6 protein-coding genes and 2 pseudogenes are annotated in these 18,962 nt (G+C 57.6%); 6 read left to right on the plus strand and 2 right to left on the minus strand.

Going from position 1 to position 18,962, the window contains the following annotated elements; translation table 11 throughout:
- Positions 1-120 (plus strand): annotated as a pseudogene (locus BSP75_RS21380) (IS1595 family transposase); the annotation flags it as partial.
- Positions 121-152: 32 nt separating this feature from the next.
- Here the strand turns inward: BSP75_RS21380 and BSP75_RS00310 are convergent.
- Both BSP75_RS00310 and BSP75_RS00315 read right to left on the minus strand, forming a co-directional pair.
- Entirely contained in the window at positions 153-1,214 is a 1,062-nt protein-coding gene (locus BSP75_RS00310; RefSeq protein ID WP_075111824.1) for an HNH endonuclease, read from the minus strand.
- On the minus strand, positions 1,198-1,824 hold the full coding sequence (locus BSP75_RS00315) for a class I SAM-dependent methyltransferase (RefSeq protein WP_232100250.1): 627 nt from the start codon (positions 1,822-1,824) through the stop codon (positions 1,198-1,200). The genes BSP75_RS00310 and BSP75_RS00315 overlap by 17 nt, the downstream gene beginning before the upstream one ends.
- A gap of 262 nt (positions 1,825-2,086) precedes the next feature.
- Between BSP75_RS00315 and BSP75_RS00320 the strand changes: the two genes are divergently transcribed.
- The 5 genes and pseudogenes from BSP75_RS00320 to BSP75_RS00340 all read left to right on the plus strand — a co-directional run.
- Positions 2,087-7,285: a RecQ family ATP-dependent DNA helicase gene (locus BSP75_RS00320; RefSeq protein ID WP_075111826.1), complete on the plus strand. Its 5,199-nt coding sequence runs from the start codon at positions 2,087-2,089 to the stop codon at positions 7,283-7,285.
- Between the two features lie 147 nt (positions 7,286-7,432).
- Positions 7,433-11,683: a transporter substrate-binding domain-containing protein gene (locus BSP75_RS00325; RefSeq protein ID WP_075111827.1), complete on the plus strand. Its 4,251-nt coding sequence runs from the start codon at positions 7,433-7,435 to the stop codon at positions 11,681-11,683.
- Positions 11,676-12,887, plus strand: a complete 1,212-nt coding sequence (locus tag BSP75_RS00330; RefSeq protein ID WP_075111828.1) for an EAL domain-containing response regulator — start codon at positions 11,676-11,678, stop codon at positions 12,885-12,887. Before BSP75_RS00325 ends, BSP75_RS00330 begins: the two co-directional genes overlap by 8 nt.
- Before the next feature lie 522 nt (positions 12,888-13,409).
- Positions 13,410-17,576, plus strand: coding sequence for a formate dehydrogenase subunit alpha (gene fdhF, locus BSP75_RS00335; protein ID WP_075111829.1), 4,167 nt, complete (start codon positions 13,410-13,412; stop codon positions 17,574-17,576).
- A gap of 568 nt (positions 17,577-18,144) precedes the next feature.
- Positions 18,145-18,828 (plus strand): annotated as a pseudogene (locus BSP75_RS00340) (DUF2252 family protein); the annotation flags it as partial.
- Positions 18,829-18,962 lie beyond the last annotated feature (134 nt).

An 18,962-nucleotide genomic window follows, 5' to 3' on the forward strand; every position in this document is an offset into this window, starting at 1 on the left:
TACCTGAAGAACTACCTGGGTTGGCGCAGGATGCTGGAGCGTTACGGGAGGGGCGTGAATATCAAAGCGTGTTTGCATGAGACGCTGGGGCGCCCCATGCAACACGTAATTGGGACATAGCCTTTTTTATCGAGCGTGAAAACCCCAACGTCTCATAAAAATCGCAGAGGGATATCCGCACTGGGGGCTGTCACGTCCACAAACTGGTCAATACCTCGCCACAACCGGGCATGCTCACGGACTGCCTGCTGATAGGCCCAAGTAGCGATAGCGGTAGAACGCTCTGCATCAACGCTCACCAAGGGGGCCAGCTCGTCAGTGAGGTACGCCCCGTGAGTCAGGATATTCTGCTCGTACCAGATATCCCTGTGCTCGGGAGCGGCGAGAAAATCCCGTTTGCTCCGGTTACAGTTGGCGTGTGCCAGTACGAAGTTGTGGCCCAAATCGATTGGATAACGACGCCAGGGGATGAAATGGTCTACCTCACCAGCCCCGTGTATCGCCTTGTTACAGTAAAAACAGGTTCCCCCCTGCAAATCCCTCAGTACCTCCCCTATCCGCCCAAGCGCCTGGCGGCTTGAGCCAAAGAGAAAATTCTCCAGCCCCACACTGGGGCCAATCAGTGGCTGATTCCCCTTTATGTCGCAGATAAGCTGCAGCCAATGCTGTCGGGAGAGGGAGACCACCAGATCGTGAAAGCGGTGAAGGCAGTAGAGAATGCCGGGGTTAAGGCAGATATGATCCGCACCTCTTTGGTGTGGATAGAGGTGGCACACCTCTCGCCCACCCAGGATCTGCAGACGCCACAAGGGACCCTCAATAAGGATGCGCCGTACTCGGGCAAGCAGAGGCCGCCAGGCGTCATGACGACGCAGTGCAGTCACCGAACAGACACCTTCTTCACGCAGCCGGGACAGCTCCGTCAGCATAATGGCCTGACGACCGCTACTCTGCTTGAGCAAGGTGGCCGTTTCTCCCGTCGCCGAGTAGGGCAAACTGTGCTGCCAGTAAAGCTCCACAAACTTGGTGGCCAGTTCGTCCAGCGTAATGGTACGCACCACCGCCAGATCATGGGTCTCGGTACTGCGCTCAATCGCGATATCTGCAATCCCGTGGAGCAAGGCGCACTTGTAAGTGGCAACAAAATCGCCCTCGGTAAAAATGCGTTGCAGATAAGCAATAAAGGCGAGTTGCTGCTCAGGGGAGGCGTACATATTCGCCCCCGATGATCAGACTCTGCCAACTCAAGCCGGTACGCGCCAAGGCATCCCCCTGTGGTTCTAACACATGGAGAAGTGTCATCCCCTCCCGCAATACAAGCAGCTCGACTTCATCGGCAGCCACCGGGTACATGGCTCGCTCCCGCATATCCTGCTCCGAGATAGCCAAGCGCAGACTCAGTACCAGATAACCATCTGGTGAGAGCAGCTCATGAATACGTGCCAGAGCCAAGGGGCGAGACTCCGGGGGTAGATGCATCCAGACAGCACTGAGCAAAATCAGATCAAAAGAGCCCGTCACGCGAGAGAGAGCAGGCATAGCGTCATTGACCCACGCCACCGCAGCCTCACGGGTATGACACTGCCCCTGTAGAGCGAGAGCCTGACAGGGCTCGACAGCGACCACACTGTGGCCCTGATGGAGCCCGGCTAAAAACGCGGCATCCCGACCACTGCCGGCCCCCACATCGAGCAATCGGCGCGGCGCCGCCACGAGCCAAGGTTCCAGCAAGGTAAGCCAGTTGCAATGAACGGCGCGAGCAGATACCTGCTGGTAACGGGTCGCCAATTCGGTGGCGTGGCGCTGGTAGTAGTCGAGGGACACAATGCGTTCCAATCGGAAAATAAAGAGAAATAGTCTCACAAAATCAGTGGGTTGACTATGACAAGGACGACACTGTCCAGACATGAACGATTAAGGATGCAAAGGAATTTACGACAAACCAGGCCTTGACCCAAAGAACTGCGACAAGAGGGTTCTGAATGATGCTACAGTGCAACAATTCGGGTAATATTTAGCCAACACACTGATCTCTCGGCACTTATTATCGCTATGAGAGGTCAACGCCAGATGGAGATGGCTATTGATGAACTCGACTGATGTCGTGGCCCTGTTTGGGGATGACAAGATTCTTTCTTTTGACCTTGAACTGACCCGGGATGAAAAACTCCGTCATCTGGGTGCCCTCCTGGCTGATCGTGAGCTCAATCTCAAGGGCCCGCAGGATCTTTCCATCAAGGCGTTAAATGCGCTGGCACAAGAGGCTGATGTGGTCCTTGGCCACAATATTCTCGATTTTGATCTCCCCTGGTTGGCCAAACAGGCGGTACGTCCCCAGTTGCTTCTCGAAAAACCGGTAATAGATACCCTCTATCTATCCCCCCTTGCCTTTCCCAAAAACCCCTATCACCGCTTGGTCAAGGATTACAAACTGGTTCGGGATACCCTCAATGATCCGATCGCTGATGCAAGGCTCGCCATGCAGATCTTCTCGGAACAGTTGATAGCCCTGCAAGCCTTGCCTCTGACCCAATTGCAGCTTTATCAATACCTGTTCAACCAGGGAGTCATGGCGCAATTTAACACTCAGGGTCTGTCACTGGTGTTTGCCAGACTGACAGGCCGCCCGCCAGTACGAGTCTCAGAGCTACCCACCCTGATCAAGAGCATTGCCCATGAGAAAGCGTGCCCCAATCAGCTCAACCGGGTGATTGGTGATGCCCTGCGTCAACCTACGCTGCTGTTACCGTTGGCTTATACCTGCGCCTGGTTGCCCGTGTCCGGCGGCAACTCTGTGCTGCCGCCCTGGATTTGGCGCCGCTTCCCCCAGACAGCAGAGATCATTCACACAGTTCGCGAGCGTCACTGTGGTCATGCCGACTGCAGCTATTGTCAGGAGAACCACGACGCACGCCGCCATCTGCAACGAATCTTCGAGCTCGACAACTTCCGCAACCTGCCTGATGGGACACCATTGCAGAAGACTTTGATCGAGGAAGCCATGGCTGGTGTGGCACTGCTCGGCATACTCCCGACCAGCGGCGGAAAATCGCTCTGCTACCAGCTCCCGGCACTGGTTCGCAACCAGCGCAGTGGTGCCCTCACTGTCGTGATCTCCCCCCTGCAGGCACTGATGAAGGATCAGGTGGACAACCTTAAACACAAGGCCGGTATCGAAGGGGTTGCCGCCATCTCGGGGCTGCTGACGCTGCCAGAGCGAGGCGCAGTTCTTGAACAGATCCGCATGGGGGATATCGCCCTGCTCTATATCTCCCCCGAGCAACTTCGCAACCGCACGGTCAAACAGGCAATACGGCAACGTCAGATCGGTGGCTGGGTCTTTGACGAAGCGCACTGCCTGTCGAAATGGGGCCATGATTTTCGCCCTGACTATCTCTACTGCGCCAAGGCCATCGCCACCATTGCCAGTGAGCAGCAGGTGCCCATGCCTCCCGTCTTCTGCTATACCGCCACAGCCAAGCCGGATGTGATTGAGGATATCTGCGCCCAGTTTCTCGACAAGCAGCCTCGCCCGCTGCTCAGACTGGAAGGGGGTGTTGAACGTACCAACCTCGAATATGCCGTCGTGGAGTGCCCCGGTCTCAATAAACAGGGCCATATTCTCAACCTGCTCGAGCAGTTCTTCGGTGAGGAGAAGCCCGGCTCCTGCGTTATCTACTGCGCAACCAAGCGCAGCGTGGACGAGCTGGCTGATTTCCTCGGCCAGCAACAATCCCTCTCCGTCTCGCGCTTCTACGCCCGAATGGACAGTGCCCAGAAGAAAGCGACCCTAGAACAATTTATCAATGGCGAGATCCGGATCATCTGCGCGACCAATGCCTTCGGGATGGGGATCGACAAGGATGATGTGCGTTTGGTGATCCATGCCGATATCCCCGGCTCCCTCGAAAACTATCTACAGGAAGCTGGACGAGCTGGCCGCGATACAGCACAAGCCCACTGCGTATTGCTGTTTGATGAACAGGATATCGAGAAACAGTTTCAGCTCGAGGCCATGAGTGAAGTCAGCCTGCGCGATATCAAACAGATCCTGCGCGGAATAAGGCTCAGGGCCAGCAAAGGTGGCAAGCAGGATAACAATTCGCCACTGGTCGCCACCAGTGCAGAGCTCATCAACCAGCCAGAGGTGGAAACCAGCTTCGCTGCCGATGACAGCAATGCGGATACCAAAGTCAAGACAGCTATTGCCTGGCTCGAACGAGCAGGCTATCTGGAACGTAGTGACAACATCACTCAGGTATTTCAGGGTCGTCCCCTGTTTGCCTCCACCGAGGAGGCGATGAAAAGGGTAGAGAGTCTGAAACTGGCCCCCAAGGCCAAAGCCATATGGCAAGCGGTTATCCAGGCGCTGATGAGTGCTGCCGACGATGATGGCCTCAGTGCCGATACCATCGCCGAAGAGGCAGGCCAATACATGGCAGACAAGGGAAGTGGTGTTCAGGCCAGCGAAGTGATGCGGGTACTCACCCAGATGGCGGATGTCGGTCTTCTCTCTCAGGGGATGTTACTGACTACCTGGCTTCGCCCCAAAGGAAGAGACAATGCCCGGGTGCTCTGCGGACAAGTACACAGCATTGAAAAGGCGATGCTGGACACCTTGCGCGAAAAAGAACCCGAACCTGATACAGGGCAAGGGCTGATCTTTAACATTCGACTGGTCAATCAGGCCATCAAAGATCTGGGGCATGAACGGTGTAACCCTGGCTTGCTGCGCAATTTGCTGACCAGCTGGGCCCAGGATGGTCGCTCGGGGGGCGAGAAAGGCTCCATTGATGTCAAATATCTATCTCGGGAGCTCTACCAACTCACCTTCAACCGAACCTGGTCCCAGATTGAGCAAACAATTGATCAACGCCATCGCGTCACAGGCGCCACCCTCGATTTTCTCTACACCCTGTTGGCCAGCAGCGAAGAGAGTGTCCAGCGCCAGGTGATGCTGTCGTTTGCCCTGGAACAACTGGTCAAATACCTGCGAGAAGACATGGATGTGGCCCAGCTCATGAACAAGCGGGAGGCAAGCAGCCAGCAGGAGTGGTTACTCAAAGGGGCCGAGCGGGCACTGCTCTACCTGCATGAGCAACACGCCATCGTGCTGCAAAATGGCCTTGCCGTGTTCCGTAGCGCCATGACCCTCACCCTGACGGCGGAGCGGCAGCAGCAATACAACAAAACCGACTATCAGCCCCTTGAACATCACTATCGCCAGAAGGTAATTCAGATCCACGTGATGAATGAATACGCCCGCATCGGCCTGGAACACTTCAAGCAAGCCAAGAAGCTGGTGACGGACTACTTCTCCATGGAAGCCGACAAGTTCCTCGGTCACTACTTCAAAGGGCGCAACAAGATCCTGGAGCTGGCGACCAGCGAACACTCTTGGAGGCGTATTGTTGAAGATCTTCACAACCGGCCCCAGGAGCAGATAGTCCAGGCGCCGCCCGAGCAAAACTTGCTGGTACTGGCAGGCCCGGGTTCAGGCAAGAGCAAAGTGATTATCCACCGCTGCGCCTACCTGATGCGGGTCAAGCAGGTCACTCCATCCAAGATCATGTTGCTCTGTTACAACCATAATGCGGCGATGTCCCTGCGCCGACGCCTCACCGAGTTGCTGGGGCGTGACGGAGCACGGGTCTCGGTATTCACCTTTCACGGTCTCGCGATGAGCCTGACAGGCAATGCGGTGCAAAACCGGACATCCGACGATATCGACTTTACCACCATCATTGATGACGCTATCAAGCTGCTCCGGGGAGAGCAGAGCCAGCTCGGTCTCGAATTGGAAGAGCAGCGAGAACGACTGCTGGGAGGACTGCAATTTCTGCTCGTCGACGAGTATCAGGACATTGACGAACAGCAGTACCAACTGATCGCTGCACTGGTTGGAAAAAGCGAAGAGGATGAAGAAGCGCAACTGCACCTGATGGCAGTGGGCGATGACGACCAGTCTATCTACGCCTTCCGCGAAGCGAACGTCAGCTTTATCCGTCGCTTTGAACAAGATTACAACGCCCAGACTCACTACCTGACCTGGAATTACCGCTCAACAGCCCACATCATCGAAACGGCTAACCAACTGATAGAACACAATCTGGATCGCATGAAGAGCTCGCACCCCATTGTGATCGACGAACGGCGCAAGATGGAAGTACCTGGTGGCGCTTGGGAAGGGCTGGAGACGGCGCGCGGTAAAGTCATCGTCCAATCCTGTACTGACGCGGCCCAACAGGCCGCTGAAATCGTCAGACATATAACGCTTATTCGTGAAAAAGATCCGACCTGTCCACTGGAGTCTATCGCTGTACTGGCTCGCAATGGGTTGGATAAAGAAGAGCTGGCATGGGTGCGTTCAGCACTCGCTGATGCTTCTATTCCCTGCAGATTTACCCTGGATCGAGAGCATGGCTTCCCGATACATCGCTGTCGCGAGATCTTGCGTTACCAGAACTGGTTACATCAACAAGGCCACGCACTCCTGACAACACAACAACTGGCCAGCCCACTCCCTCCTCTTGTTCAAGCAAACCGCTGGGAGGCCTTGCTGTATGACCTTATTAATCAATGGCAGGAGAGCCAGGGAGAGCAAGCACTGTCAGCGTCTCATTTCCAGCAGTTCCTCTACGAATACTTGAGCGAACAGCGTCGGCAGATCCGCTTTGGCAAGGGGGTACTCCTCAGCACGGTACATGGCGTTAAAGGGGAAGAGTATCGCCATGTATTGATCCTTGATGGCGGATGGCAACGCAGTGCAGAAAATGCCTCGAACAATATCGAGGAAGAGCGGCGACTCTTCTATGTTGCGATGACCCGAGCAATCCAACGGTTAGTGGTTATGTCCCGCGCTGACCAGCGGCATCCCCACCTTCCTCTCATTGCCGAACGTTGTTACAACGAGTCGAGCCAGGCCACCGCCCCTGTACGGCAACGCCGCTTTGCCATCATAGGTATGCGCCAACTGGATATCGGTTATGCAGGTCGTAGCAACGAAAACCACTCGATACACCAGAACCTGCGGCAATTACAGGTCGGAGAGGCTGTACGTATCGGTCTCGACAAGCTGCAGAAACTGCATGTTTTCCATGGTCAAAACCCCGTAGCTCGTCTCTCCCAAAGTGCTCATCAGACCTGGCTGAATCAGTTTGCCACTATCCGGCACGCCAACGTCATCGCCATGATTGAGCGGAGCAAAGCACAGACAGACGATGCCTATCAGGAACAAGTTCGAAGTGAGCGGTGGGAACTCCCCATTATCGAGCTGGAGTTATAACGGTCTGGGCGAGGAGTGGTCTATCACTCCCCCCTGGCTCGTCACAACAACAGCATCATATCGCGGATCAATAGTGAGTAAATTGATGTTGGCCGCTGCATTTTAAAGCACTTACAATACGCGACCAATTTCCGTTGGATTCCTTTGATGCTCAGCCAATGTAATCGTCTGTTCCTGTGTCTCCTGCTACAACTCTGGTGCGCGCTGGCACAAGCCAATACCAGCCTTAACGAAGACGAATTCGATCTGTCTGAACGCGCCTGGCTCTCCTCACACCGGGAGCTGAGCATCGGCATGCCAATAATGGGGGATCCCCCCTACAGCTATAAAGATGCCGATCAACGCTTTACCGGACCGGTACCGGACATTGCGCAGCAGATCGCCAGAAAACTCGGCCTGACCCTGCGCTACAAGGTCTATTCCTCCTACGCCAACGCCCTGGACGGATTGCACGACGGCGAAGTGAATATGCTGATCAATGATCAGCCGGATGATCAATGGCAGCGGGATATTGTGTCCATTCCCTTTCTGCTCGCCACGCCACGCGGGGTGTTGCTCAATAATGGCAAGACCGGGCTGTCACAGCAGGATGCCCATGCCTTGCGCTGGGTCTGTGTCGCAGGAGCCAGCTCTTGCCAGCAGTTGAAACTGCTGGGAGTACCGCTCGTTGTCGAGGTCGAGAGTCGCAGCGAAGCGGCCTTTATGCTCAAGCAGCACCTGGCTGACGCCTATCTGGCCGATATGCCCTCACTGGTGATGCTGCAAGAGCAGCATCCCGCGGCGGGCTTCACGATTGCCAATCCGGACTGGGTAAGCGCGACATCCCTCTCCATCAATATGAGCCGGAACAACCAGGCACTGATCAGTCTGGTCACCAAGGCCTTCAACGAGATCCCGGTTGAAGATCGCCGCCTTATGCTCGAAGCCGCCACCATGAACAGCAGTACTGGCACCGGAGAGGTTAAATCGCTCCAGTTTACCGCCGAAGAGCAGCAGTGGCTCAGCCAGCATCAAATGCTGACTTACGCCGTCTCCCCGGAGTGGACCTCGATCAGCGAATTCAATTACCGGGGCCAACTGGTCGGTTTTGTCGCAGACCTGATGGCCTTGATGCGTCAATACTCCGGGCTGGAGTTCTCTCTGGTACGCACCAATAACTGGAGCGAGACCCAGAACCTGCTCAAGATCCGGCAGATCGATTTCATCCCCGCCATCACCCCAACCCGTGAACGCGGTCAGTTTGCCCTGTTTACCCCCGGCTATCTGTTTGTCGATCGGGTGGTCATTGGCCCCAAACGCAGTACCGATATTGCGGATATCTCCCATCTGCGAGGGAAACGTGTCGGCATCGTACATGGCTCGGTAGATAAGGAACTGCTGGTCGGCATCGGAGCCCACCCGGTTCCGGTCAATAATGACAACCGCTTGCTGGAACTGCTGGACAATGGCGATGCGGATTACGTCCTGTTAAGCATGCCCTCCATGAACAAGCGGATCAGCGAGCGCTATCAGATTGTCTATGCCGGAAAAGACCTGCGCCTGCCGGTGGCCATGGCGGTACGGCCGGACCCCATGCTACAGCGGATCCTCACCAAGGCGCTCTATGCCATACCGCCAGAGGAGCTCGAGAAAGTGGAGAAACGCTGGCTCTCCATGAGCGTGCAAACCGGTATCAACGCCGAAACCGTGTTGCTCTGGTTCGCCATCGGCGGGGCTGCGGCCGCCCTGTTGTTTGCCCTGTTCTGGGCCTGGAACCGCGCCCTGCAACAAGAGATTGTGCAGCGCCAGCGGGCAGAGAAAAAACTCAACGAACAGTTGGCATTTGTCCAGACCCTGCTCGACTCCTTGCCCAATATGGTGGCCCTGCGGGATCGGCAGCAAAATCTGACTCTGTGCAACCAAGCCTATCGTGACGTTTTTATCGGCGCAGAAAACGGAGGAAATGGCTGGAGTTATATGCGCCAAGAAGAGCGTGAACAGATGTTCCGCGAAGAGCGCCTCGTCTGGCAGAATGGCAACAGACTCGAAGGGAGTGGCTATACCCACCGCGATGATCAGATGCCCCTGCATGTCGTATATGTCAAATTGCCTTACCGTGGCGAGGATGGCGAGATCCAGGGGATCTTGACGGTATTGACCGATGTCAGTGCCCTGAAAGCGGCTGAAAGCAAGATGCTGGAGGCTGAAGCAAGATTGCGGGATATCACTGACAGCATGCCGGGGATGGTCTACCAATACTGGTGGCAGGCACCGGGTAAAGGAAAATTCCTGCATATATCACAAGGTGCAAAAGAAATTCTCGGGATATCGCAGCAGGCATTACTGGAGTGTGCCTCTGGCGGCACCATTTTCGGCCTGACCGAGAGCAATAGACAGGCCTTTGTCGATCAGATTGCCAGCCATGCCAAGGCGCAGACGCCTGTTGATGTGGAAGTTGAAATCCCGACTGCCAACGGGCTGCGCTATCTACAGGTTCGTGGCAATTTCGCCAGACACGACAACGACATGCTGCTGCTGAATGGGGTCGTGCAAGATATCACCACCCTCAAGCAACAGGAGCATGAGCTGCGTGATGCGCGCGCAGCGGCCGAGCAGGCGATGCAGGCGCGCAGCCGCTTTCTGGCGACCATGAGCCACGAGTTGAGAACCCCCATCTCGGGTATGCACGGTATGCTGGAGCTGCTGCGCATGAGCCAGCTCAATGATGATCAACGGTATCTGCTGCGCAATGTGGAGAGCTCGGCCAACACCCTGCTTTATCTGGTCAACGATATTCTCGATTTTTCAAAAATCGAAGCGGGTCAGCTTCACCTTCATTACCAGACCTGTCGTTTACAATCCTCTATCTGTGATGTGATCCGTGGCCATGCCACGCTGGCTTACGGCAAAGGACTGAGAGTCACGCTCGATTGGGACAACAAGGTCCCCGATCAGGCCGATCTGGATGCCATTCGAGTGGGTCAAGTACTGTCCAACCTGCTCAGTAACGCCGTGAAGTTCACCGAGCAGGGCACCATCTCGATCCGGGTCAGTTATCACAACCAGCAACTGGTCATTGCCGTGTCAGACACAGGTATCGGCATTGCGAAAATGAAGCAAGCACGCCTCTTTACCCCGTTTGAACAGCTGGAGTCCGATATCAACCGCCGCTTTGGTGGTACCGGACTGGGTCTGGCCATCTGTGATCAGCTGGTGAAGAAGATGGGAGGCATGCTAACGGTCCACAGTCAGGCCGGTGAGGGCTCCTGTTTCCGTTTCACCATCCCGCTGTTGAATGGCCTGTGGAGCCCGCCAGCGCTTGCTGGCAGCAAATGGTGGTGGCTCGGCGAGGATGCCAGCTTGCAGAACACCATGAAGCGGCTGGGAGCCACATTAATACCGCTGGATGTAAGCCAGATCACCGAAACGCTGAGCGGATTACTGCTGGCTGAAGAGTCTGCGCTGGAATCGGCGTTGGGGAGCGAGTGGCAACACACCTTGCGGCAAACCTGCTTGCTCAAGGGGGTAGTTATCTCCCCTCGTGAAGCATTGCGAGGACGGATGGACTCCGAACGCTGGTGGCGACTCGGCCAATCCCCCCTCTATCCGGATCTCCTGCTCGAAAGCTGTAACGAATTGGCCTCTGTGGGGCCTGCACCAGTCAGGGAGATACCCGCCCCCAAAATGGGGGGGCGCGTACTGGTTGTTGACGACCACCCGGTCAATCAAACACTGCTGGTACGCCAATTGGCGATTCTGGGAGTGGAGTGCGAGGTTGTCGATGATGGCGATAAAGCGTTACAAGTCTGGCAGGGAAACGATTTTTCACTGCTGCTCACCGACTGCCATATGCCCGTAATGGATGGCTACACCCTGACCCGCCGACTGCGCGCTCAGGGGGAACAGGCCCCTATCATAGGGGTCACCGCAGATACCTCCGAGGAGTCTGCTGCCCGTATGGAAGCGGCTGGCATGAACGGCATGCTGTTTAAGCCCTATTCTCTGGAGTCACTGCGCCAGATACTGGCGCAGTGGTTACCGACTCCCAGCACACCTGTGGTGCAACAATCAGAAAAACAACCCCCGACACTCGCCCTGGCCGAACGCTGGCAAGCGCTGTTTGGCGATGCAGGGATCGCCAGAGACATGGCGGCCAACTACCTGGCATCGAACCAGAGTGATTGCCACGATATGTTACAGTCTCTCTCAACCGGTGATATGAAAGACCTGGTTGAGGTTGCCCACCGCATCAAGGGCGCGGCGCGAATGGTCGGAGAATTAAAGTTGGCCGAACAGGTCGCCATGTTGGAATCTGCTGCCCGCCTGAAGCAATTGGATATGCTAGATGCGTTGGGAGAGGCGGTTGTTGCGTTAATAAATGACATTGAACGTGAAATGGGATTATGGCTCGATGAGTAAGACGGCAGATGAATTGGTCATCATGGTGGTTGAGGATCATGCCTTTCAACGCAAGACCCTGATGCACCAGATCCGGGCCCTCGGTTATCAGCAACTGCTGGAGGCCGCAGACGGCATCGAAGCGCTGACGCTGTGCCAGAACCACACCGTCGACATCCTGTTCTGTGATCTGCGGATGCCCGGCATGGATGGCATGGCGTTGCTGCGCCGCCTCTCGCTGGGGGGCTTTCGCGGCGGTATCATCCTCTCCAGCGCGCTGGAAGATGACGTGGTGGATGCCGTGCTGCGCATGAGCGCGGCCTATGGGCTCCATGTGTTGGGCCGGATCGACAAGCCATCGAGCCAACAGCAGTTACGCCAATTGATAGACTCCTGGGCGCCCAAATCGGCCCCGTCCGGCAAGGAGGATGGCCTCATCCTCTCGGTGGATGAGCTCAAGCGCGCCCTCGATAACGACCAGCTGCTACCCTGGTATCAACCCAAGGTCGGCTTTGCGTCCGGCCAATGGGTGGGGATGGAGGCGCTGGCCCGCTGGCAGCATCCGGAATATGGGCTGATCTCCCCCGGCATGTTTATCCCGCTGGCGGAAAACAACGGTCTCATCGACCAGCTTACCGATGTCATCATCAACAAGTCGCTGCAGGATTGCCATCTGTGGGAGCAGACCGGCCTCTCTCTCAATCTGTCGATGAACCTCTCTACCACCTCGCTTATTGAGGGGGATCTCTGCCACTTCCTTATCAACCAGTGCCAACGCTGGGGCGTCAATCCCGAGCTGATCACCCTGGAGGTGACCGAAAGCTCGTTTGTCGAGGATATCGGCAAAGCGCTGGAGGTGCTGACCCGGCTGCGAATGCACGGCTTTGGCCTCTCCATCGATGACTTCGGCACCGGCTACTCCTCGATGCAACAGCTGGCGCTGCTGCCGTTTACCGAGCTCAAACTTGACCGCTCGTTTGTCGATCGCTGCTATGCCGATCCCTCCCGTCTGGCCATCATCGAATCGAGCATCGAGCTAGCCCGCAAGCTGGGGCTCAAGTCGGTCGCCGAAGGGGTGGAGGATGTCGAGACCTGGCTGCTGCTGGCCAAGCTGGGGTGCGATATCTGTCAGGGCTTCTTCACTGCCCGCCCGATGCCACGCAGCGAACTGCAGCACTGGCACCAGCTCTGGCAAGCTCGGCTGCCCACCCTGATACCCGGCTGACCTCCGCTACCGTCCCCTTCGGGCCAACAGAGCGCCAACCGGCAACGTGAATGGCCACCTTACAAGAGGTGGCCATTCTCTTTGTGTAGGGCTCGACATCCGCTTCATGTCTGCCACACCCTCCAGCAACCTGCTACCCAGTCCCTTTGCTCTGCACTCGCCATTGCCTTCATCCGCGCAACCATTTATGCAAAATAAATTGCATCATAAATGGTGCTACTGGCGGATTGAACTCACAGTGGGCGCGATCAATCTCTCTTGAGCAACATGCACGAAATAGCAATAACACAATGAATAGCCTGCTTTAACAGGAATAATTCTCAACGGTGCGCCGTGCCGATGAGGTAGACAAGACAATCTGAAATCGTTTTCTTTTTTGGGCAATAAGCTGTCTAAAATCAAATAAAGTTGTAAATAATCTTTGTTATTGTGAGCGTATAGCAAGCGGCCTCCCTGTCGCTTCCCCTGCTGGCTCCGCCAGATGCAGCATTTTCTGCGCCTTTAAAGCGAGTTTATGACGCCATGATCACCATCACTCTCGATGGGGCTCAGTTGACGGTTGACCCGACCAGAACCCTGCTCCAGATAGCCAAACAGCACCAGATCGACATCCCCTCCCTGTGCGGTGACAACACCCACGCCCCCAAGACGCCGTGCGATCTCTGCGTGGTGGAGATTGCCGGTCTCGGCATCCGGCGCGCCTGCGAGACGCGCCCCGAGGCAGGGATGATGATCACGACGAAAAGCGATGCCCTGCGCGCGCAACGTCAGCAGGCGCTCGGCCGCATCCTCGCAGATCACTACGCCGATTGCGAGGCCCCCTGCCAACGCGCCTGCCCGGCCGGAGTGGACATTCAATCCTATCTGCACCACATCGCCATGGGGGATCACGAAGCGGCAATGGCGGTCATCAAACAGACCCTACCGATGCCCCTCTCCATTGGCCGGGTCTGCCCCGCTTTCTGTGAGGCCGAGTGCCGCCGCACGCTGGTGGATGAGCCGCTCGCCATTCGCCAGCTCAAGCGCCACGCCGCCGATCTCGATCTGGCCGAGGCGGCCCCCTATCAACCGGCAAAGAAGCCCGCCAAGGGCAAGCGGGTGGCCATTATCGGCAGCGGCCCGGGCGGCCTCACCTGCGGTTACTATCTGGGTTACGAGGGGTTCGAGGTCGACCTGTTCGAGGCGATGCCCGAGGCGGGTGGCTGGCTGCGCTACGGCATCCCCGAATACCGGCTGCCCAAGGCGATCCTCGATCAGGAGATCGCGCTGATGTGCCAGAGTGGCATGCGGATCCACACCCAGCAGCGACTGGGCCACCAGATCACGCTGTCGGCACTGTGTCGCGACTATGATGCGGTCTGTCTGGCGGTTGGCGCCTCCAAGGCGGTGCCAATGGATTACCCGGGCAGCACCCTGGCCGGTTGCTATCTCGGGGTCGATTACCTCAAGGATCGGATGCTGGCCAAGCGGCTCACCACCGGCAAAAAAGTCGCGGTGATCGGCGGCGGCAACACGGCCATCGACTGCGCCCGCACGGCTGTCAGGCTTGGAGCAGAAACAACCCTTATCTATCGCCGCACCCGCGCCGAGATGCCCGCCGAGGCATATGAGATCGACGAGGCGGAGCAGGAAGGGGTGCGCTTCATGATGCTGACCAATCCGGTGGAGAATCTGCCGGACAGCCGTGGTCGCGTCTGTCAGGTGCGCCTCGAGAAGATGGCCCTCGGCGAGCCGGACGCCTCCGGCCGTCGCCGCCCGGAGCCCACTGGCGAGTACCTCATTGAAGAGTTTGATACCGTGATTGCGGCGGTGTCACAGCAGCCGGATCTCAGCTTTATGGAAGGGGAGCCCCTCACCCTCCCCTTCACCCGCTGGCAGACGCTGGAGTCCCACCCCGAGACCATGCACAGCGGCCACGGCAACCTGTTCGCCATCGGCGATCTGCGCCGCGGGCCCGCTACCGCCATCGAGGCGGTCGCCGATGGCCGCAAGGCCGCGCTGGCCATCGATCAGTTCCTCCATGGTGACATGATCGACCCGGTTCGTCCTTTCAACGCCTGCAAGGCTCCCACACTCAAGCAGGTCGATCCCGCCCAGTTTGCTCACCTGAAAAAAGTCGCTCGCAGCATCATGCCCCATCTGGCAGATGCCGAGCGGGAGGGTAGCTTTGCCGAGGTAGAGCGTGGCTTGAGTGACAGCGATGCCCGCAGCGAGGCCAGCCGCTGCCTGGAGTGCGGCTGTCAGGCCAACACCGATTGCACGCTGCGCGACTACGCCACCGAATACAAGGTCGAGCAGAGCGCTCTCGATACCAGTCAGTGCCAGAAGTTTGCAGTGGATAACAGCAGCGAATTTATCGTGTTTGATGCCAACCGCTGCATCGGTTGCGGCCAGTGCGTGCAGACCTGTGGTGAGCAAGCGGTACAAGGGGTGCTGCGCTTTGCCAAGCACAGCGATGGCACCCTGTCGAACCGCCCGCAGTTCGACACCGGACTCTCGATGGGCGACTCCCACTGCGTACAGTGCGGCGCCTGCGTACAGGTCTGCCCCACCGGCGCCCTGGTGGATGCCCGCGACAAGTCGCAGGGGCGCACCGAACTGCTCACGCCGGTCAATACCATCTGTACCTACTGCGGGGTCGGCTGCGGTGTCACCCTCTATGTCGATGAAGCGCGCAACCGCATCCGCTATGTGGAGGGGAATCGCAACTCACCGGTCAATCAGGGGCTGCTCTGCGTCAAGGGACGCTTCGGCTTTGACTTTATCCAGAGCGAGGAGCGCCTCACCACCCCGCTCATCCGCAAGGATGGCGAGCTGGTGCCCGCCAGCTGGCAAGAGGCCATCGCCCTGGTGGCCGAGCGCTTCACCGCCCTGCGTCAGCACTATGGCAGCGATGCACTGGCGGGTTTCTCATCGGCCAAAACCACCAACGAAGAGAACTACCTGTTCCAGAAGTTCATGCGCCGGGAGCTTGGCACCAACAACGTGGATCACTGCGCGCGGCTCTGCCACGCCTCCACCGTTACCGGGCTGGAAGCGTCACTCGGCAGCGGCGCCATGACCAACGACATCCCGAGCATTGATCACTCGGATCTCATCTTCATCATCGGCTCCGACACCTCGGCGGCTCACCCCATCATCGGCTCCCATATCAAGCGGGCAGTCACCACGGGCAAGGCGCGGCTGGTGGTGGCCGATCCCAAGCGGATCGAGATGGCCGACCACGCCAGCCTCTATCTGGCCCACCGCCCCGGCACCGACGTGATGCTGCTCAACGGCCTGATGCAGCAGATCATCCAGCACGGCTGGCACGACAAGGCCTATATTGCCGCACGAGTGGAAGGGTTCGAGGCGCTGCAAGCAGAGGTGCTCTCCCCCGCCTATGCCCCGGACAAGGTGGCCCTTGTCACCGGCGTACCGGCCGAACAGGTGATCGAGCTCGCTCGCCTCATCGGCACCGCCGAGCGCACTGCCGTCTACTACTCCATGGGGATCACCCAGCACACCACTGGCCACGACAACGTGCGCGCCATTGCCAACCTGCAACTGTTGTGCGGCAACATCGGCATCGAAGGGGGTGGCATCAACCCGCTGCGGGGCCAATCCAACGTGCAGGGGGCCTGTGACATGGGGGCGCTGCCCAACTGCCTGCCCGGCTATCAGAAAGTGGCTAACCCCGAGGTGCATGCACGTTTCGCAGCAGCCTGGCAGCAGCCTGACTTGCCGCGCACACCCGGCCTCACCCTCACCGAAACCATAGATGCCGCCTGTACGGGCAGCATCAAGGGGCTCTATGTGATGGGTGAAAACCCGGTGCTGAGCGATCCGGATCAACACCACGTCATCGAGGGGCTCAAGCAGCTGGAGTTTCTGGTGGTGCAGGATATCTTCCTCTCGGAAACCGCCCAACTGGCCGATGTGGTACTCCCCTCCTGCTCCTTTGCCGAGAAGAGCGGCCACTTCACCAACACCGAGCGGCGGGTGCAGCGCATCTCCCCCGCCCTCAAGGCGCCGGGTGACGCGCGAGAGGATTGGTGGATCATCCAGCAGATCGCCAACGCCATGGGCGGCGACTGGCGCTATCAACACCCGCAGGAGATCACCGCCGAGATCTGCCGGGTCACACCGCAATACGCCGGCATCCAGTGGGATAAGGTGGGAGCGCAAGGGCTACAGTGGCCCTGCAACGACGCAGCTCCCGAAGGCACTCGCCTGCTCCACGGCAAGCAGTTCACCCGTGGCAAGGGGGAGATGGTCGCCACTCCGTTCCGCTATGCCGCCGAACTGCCCGACGAGACCTATCCCATCGTGCTCACCACCGGCCGCCTGTTGGAGCAGTTCCACACCGGCACCATGACCCGCAAGACCAGGGGGCTCGACAAGCTGGCTGGCCCGCGGGTGATGATGAGCGTGGTGGACGCCGAGCGGATGGGCATCAGCAACAGCGAGCGGGTGAAGGTCACCAGCCGCCGCGGCCATATCGAGTTGCCCGCTTTCGTCACCAAGCGGATGCAACCGGGCGTGGTGTTCATTCCGTTCCACTTTGCCGAAGCCCCGGCCAACCGGCTCACCATCAATGCCACCGATCCCCACGCCAAAATCCCCGAGTTCAAGGTCGCAGCGGTGCGCATCGACAAGCTGAACAATCCTCTCCCCTCGGCACCACAGCCAGAGATGGAGATAGCCTGAGCGGAATAGGCAGCATCATCAGGCTGAGCCTGCGCAATAGTAATGAGCCATCCCTCGGGTGGCTCATTACGTTCACCAACCCCGTCGGTCGGCAGATGGTTCCCCGCTCAAACAGCAACTGTTCCAGAGTGCTTGTATTGGCTTCCCCACCCGAACCGCCTCACATTTATCCAGAACGCCCTCATAAATCAGCGGGTATTGCCCGGACGCATCTGCAATCAGATCTATCCTGAAATTGTCACCATGTGATGCACACAGGGTCGTTCTGTTATGTCGCTGCAAGTTATTCGCCGTTCCTTGGACGAAGGGCTTGCGATGTCGGGGGAGCATTCAAGTGGATAAGCGCAAAATCGAAAAAAAGGGCAAAAAAACACCTGCCTCAAGCAATAAAATCACGGTGTTGTCTCCAGATCAGCGCAGGGCTCAAGGTAAAGCGCTGCGCGACAAGGTGCCTCGCAGTACCCATGCGGGCTGGACATCGCCAGCCGATCGGCGCGATCCCATTGACATACTGATTGAATCCAATCGCGGCCGAGTGCCTGAACTAATCCCGATCCGTTTTGGCCGGATGCTCGAATCTCCGTTTGCCTTTTTCCGCGGCTCGGCGGCCATCATGGCGGCCGATCTTGTTCATACCCCGGTGTCGGGCGTATTCGTGCAGGCCTGCGGTGATGCTCACCTGATGAATTTCGGTGGCGTTGCAACCCCGGAGCGTCAGATCAATTTTGATATCAACGACTTCGATGAAACCCTGCCAGCGCCATGGGAGTGGGATTTGAAGCGATTGGCAGCGAGCATCGTCATTGCTGCACGTCATCTTGAACTGTCGGAAAGCGCGGCCTCCAAGGCGACCAGGACATCTGCCAGAGCCTATCGAGAGCGGATGATGGATTACTCGTCCATGCGTGCATTGGATATCTGGTATGACCGGGTAACCCTCGACGATGTATTGGCAGAAGCCCCCAATGAAGAGGTGCGCACGCGCATCATGAAACGTATTCAGAAAGCGCAGGAAAGCAGTTCATCCGAAGTTATTTTCCTGAAACTGGCCGAATTCGATGGTGAGCAACCACGGATCAAAGACAATCCCCCGCTCATATTCCATGTCGTTCAGGAAACTGGCGAAGGGTTCGATCATCAAGCAGCGCTGGCAACCTATCGCAACTCATTACCCGAACACATCAGACGGCTCTTTGAGCGGTTCCAGCTATGCGATGTCGCAGCCAAAGTTGTCGGCGTGGGAAGCGTTGGCACCCGCTGCCTCGTCTCTTTGTTTATGGCCGCTGACAACGACCCCTTATTTTTGGCTATGTCCCAATTACGTGTTGCATGGGGTGCCCCAGCGCCTCATGCAAACACGCTTTGATATTCACGCTCCTCCCGTAA

Origin of the sequence: Aeromonas sp. YN13HZO-058, from assembly GCF_001921245.1 — a bacterium.
In the GTDB taxonomy this organism is placed as follows: domain Bacteria; phylum Pseudomonadota; class Gammaproteobacteria; order Enterobacterales; family Aeromonadaceae; genus Aeromonas; species Aeromonas allosaccharophila.

Bases quoted from the DNA above. Each gene is read 5' to 3' on its own strand.
- BSP75_RS00310 (WP_075111824.1), bottom strand. From the start codon at position 1,214: ATGTACGCCTCCCCTGAGCAGCAACTCGCCTTTATTGCTTATCTGCAA.
- BSP75_RS00320 (WP_075111826.1), top strand. From the start codon at position 2,087: ATGAACTCGACTGATGTCGTGGCCCTGTTTGGGGATGACAAGATTCTT.
- BSP75_RS00325 (WP_075111827.1), top strand. From the start codon at position 7,433: ATGCTCAGCCAATGTAATCGTCTGTTCCTGTGTCTCCTGCTACAACTC.
- BSP75_RS00330 (WP_075111828.1), top strand. From the start codon at position 11,676: ATGAGTAAGACGGCAGATGAATTGGTCATCATGGTGGTTGAGGATCAT.
- fdhF (WP_075111829.1), top strand. From the start codon at position 13,410: ATGATCACCATCACTCTCGATGGGGCTCAGTTGACGGTTGACCCGACC.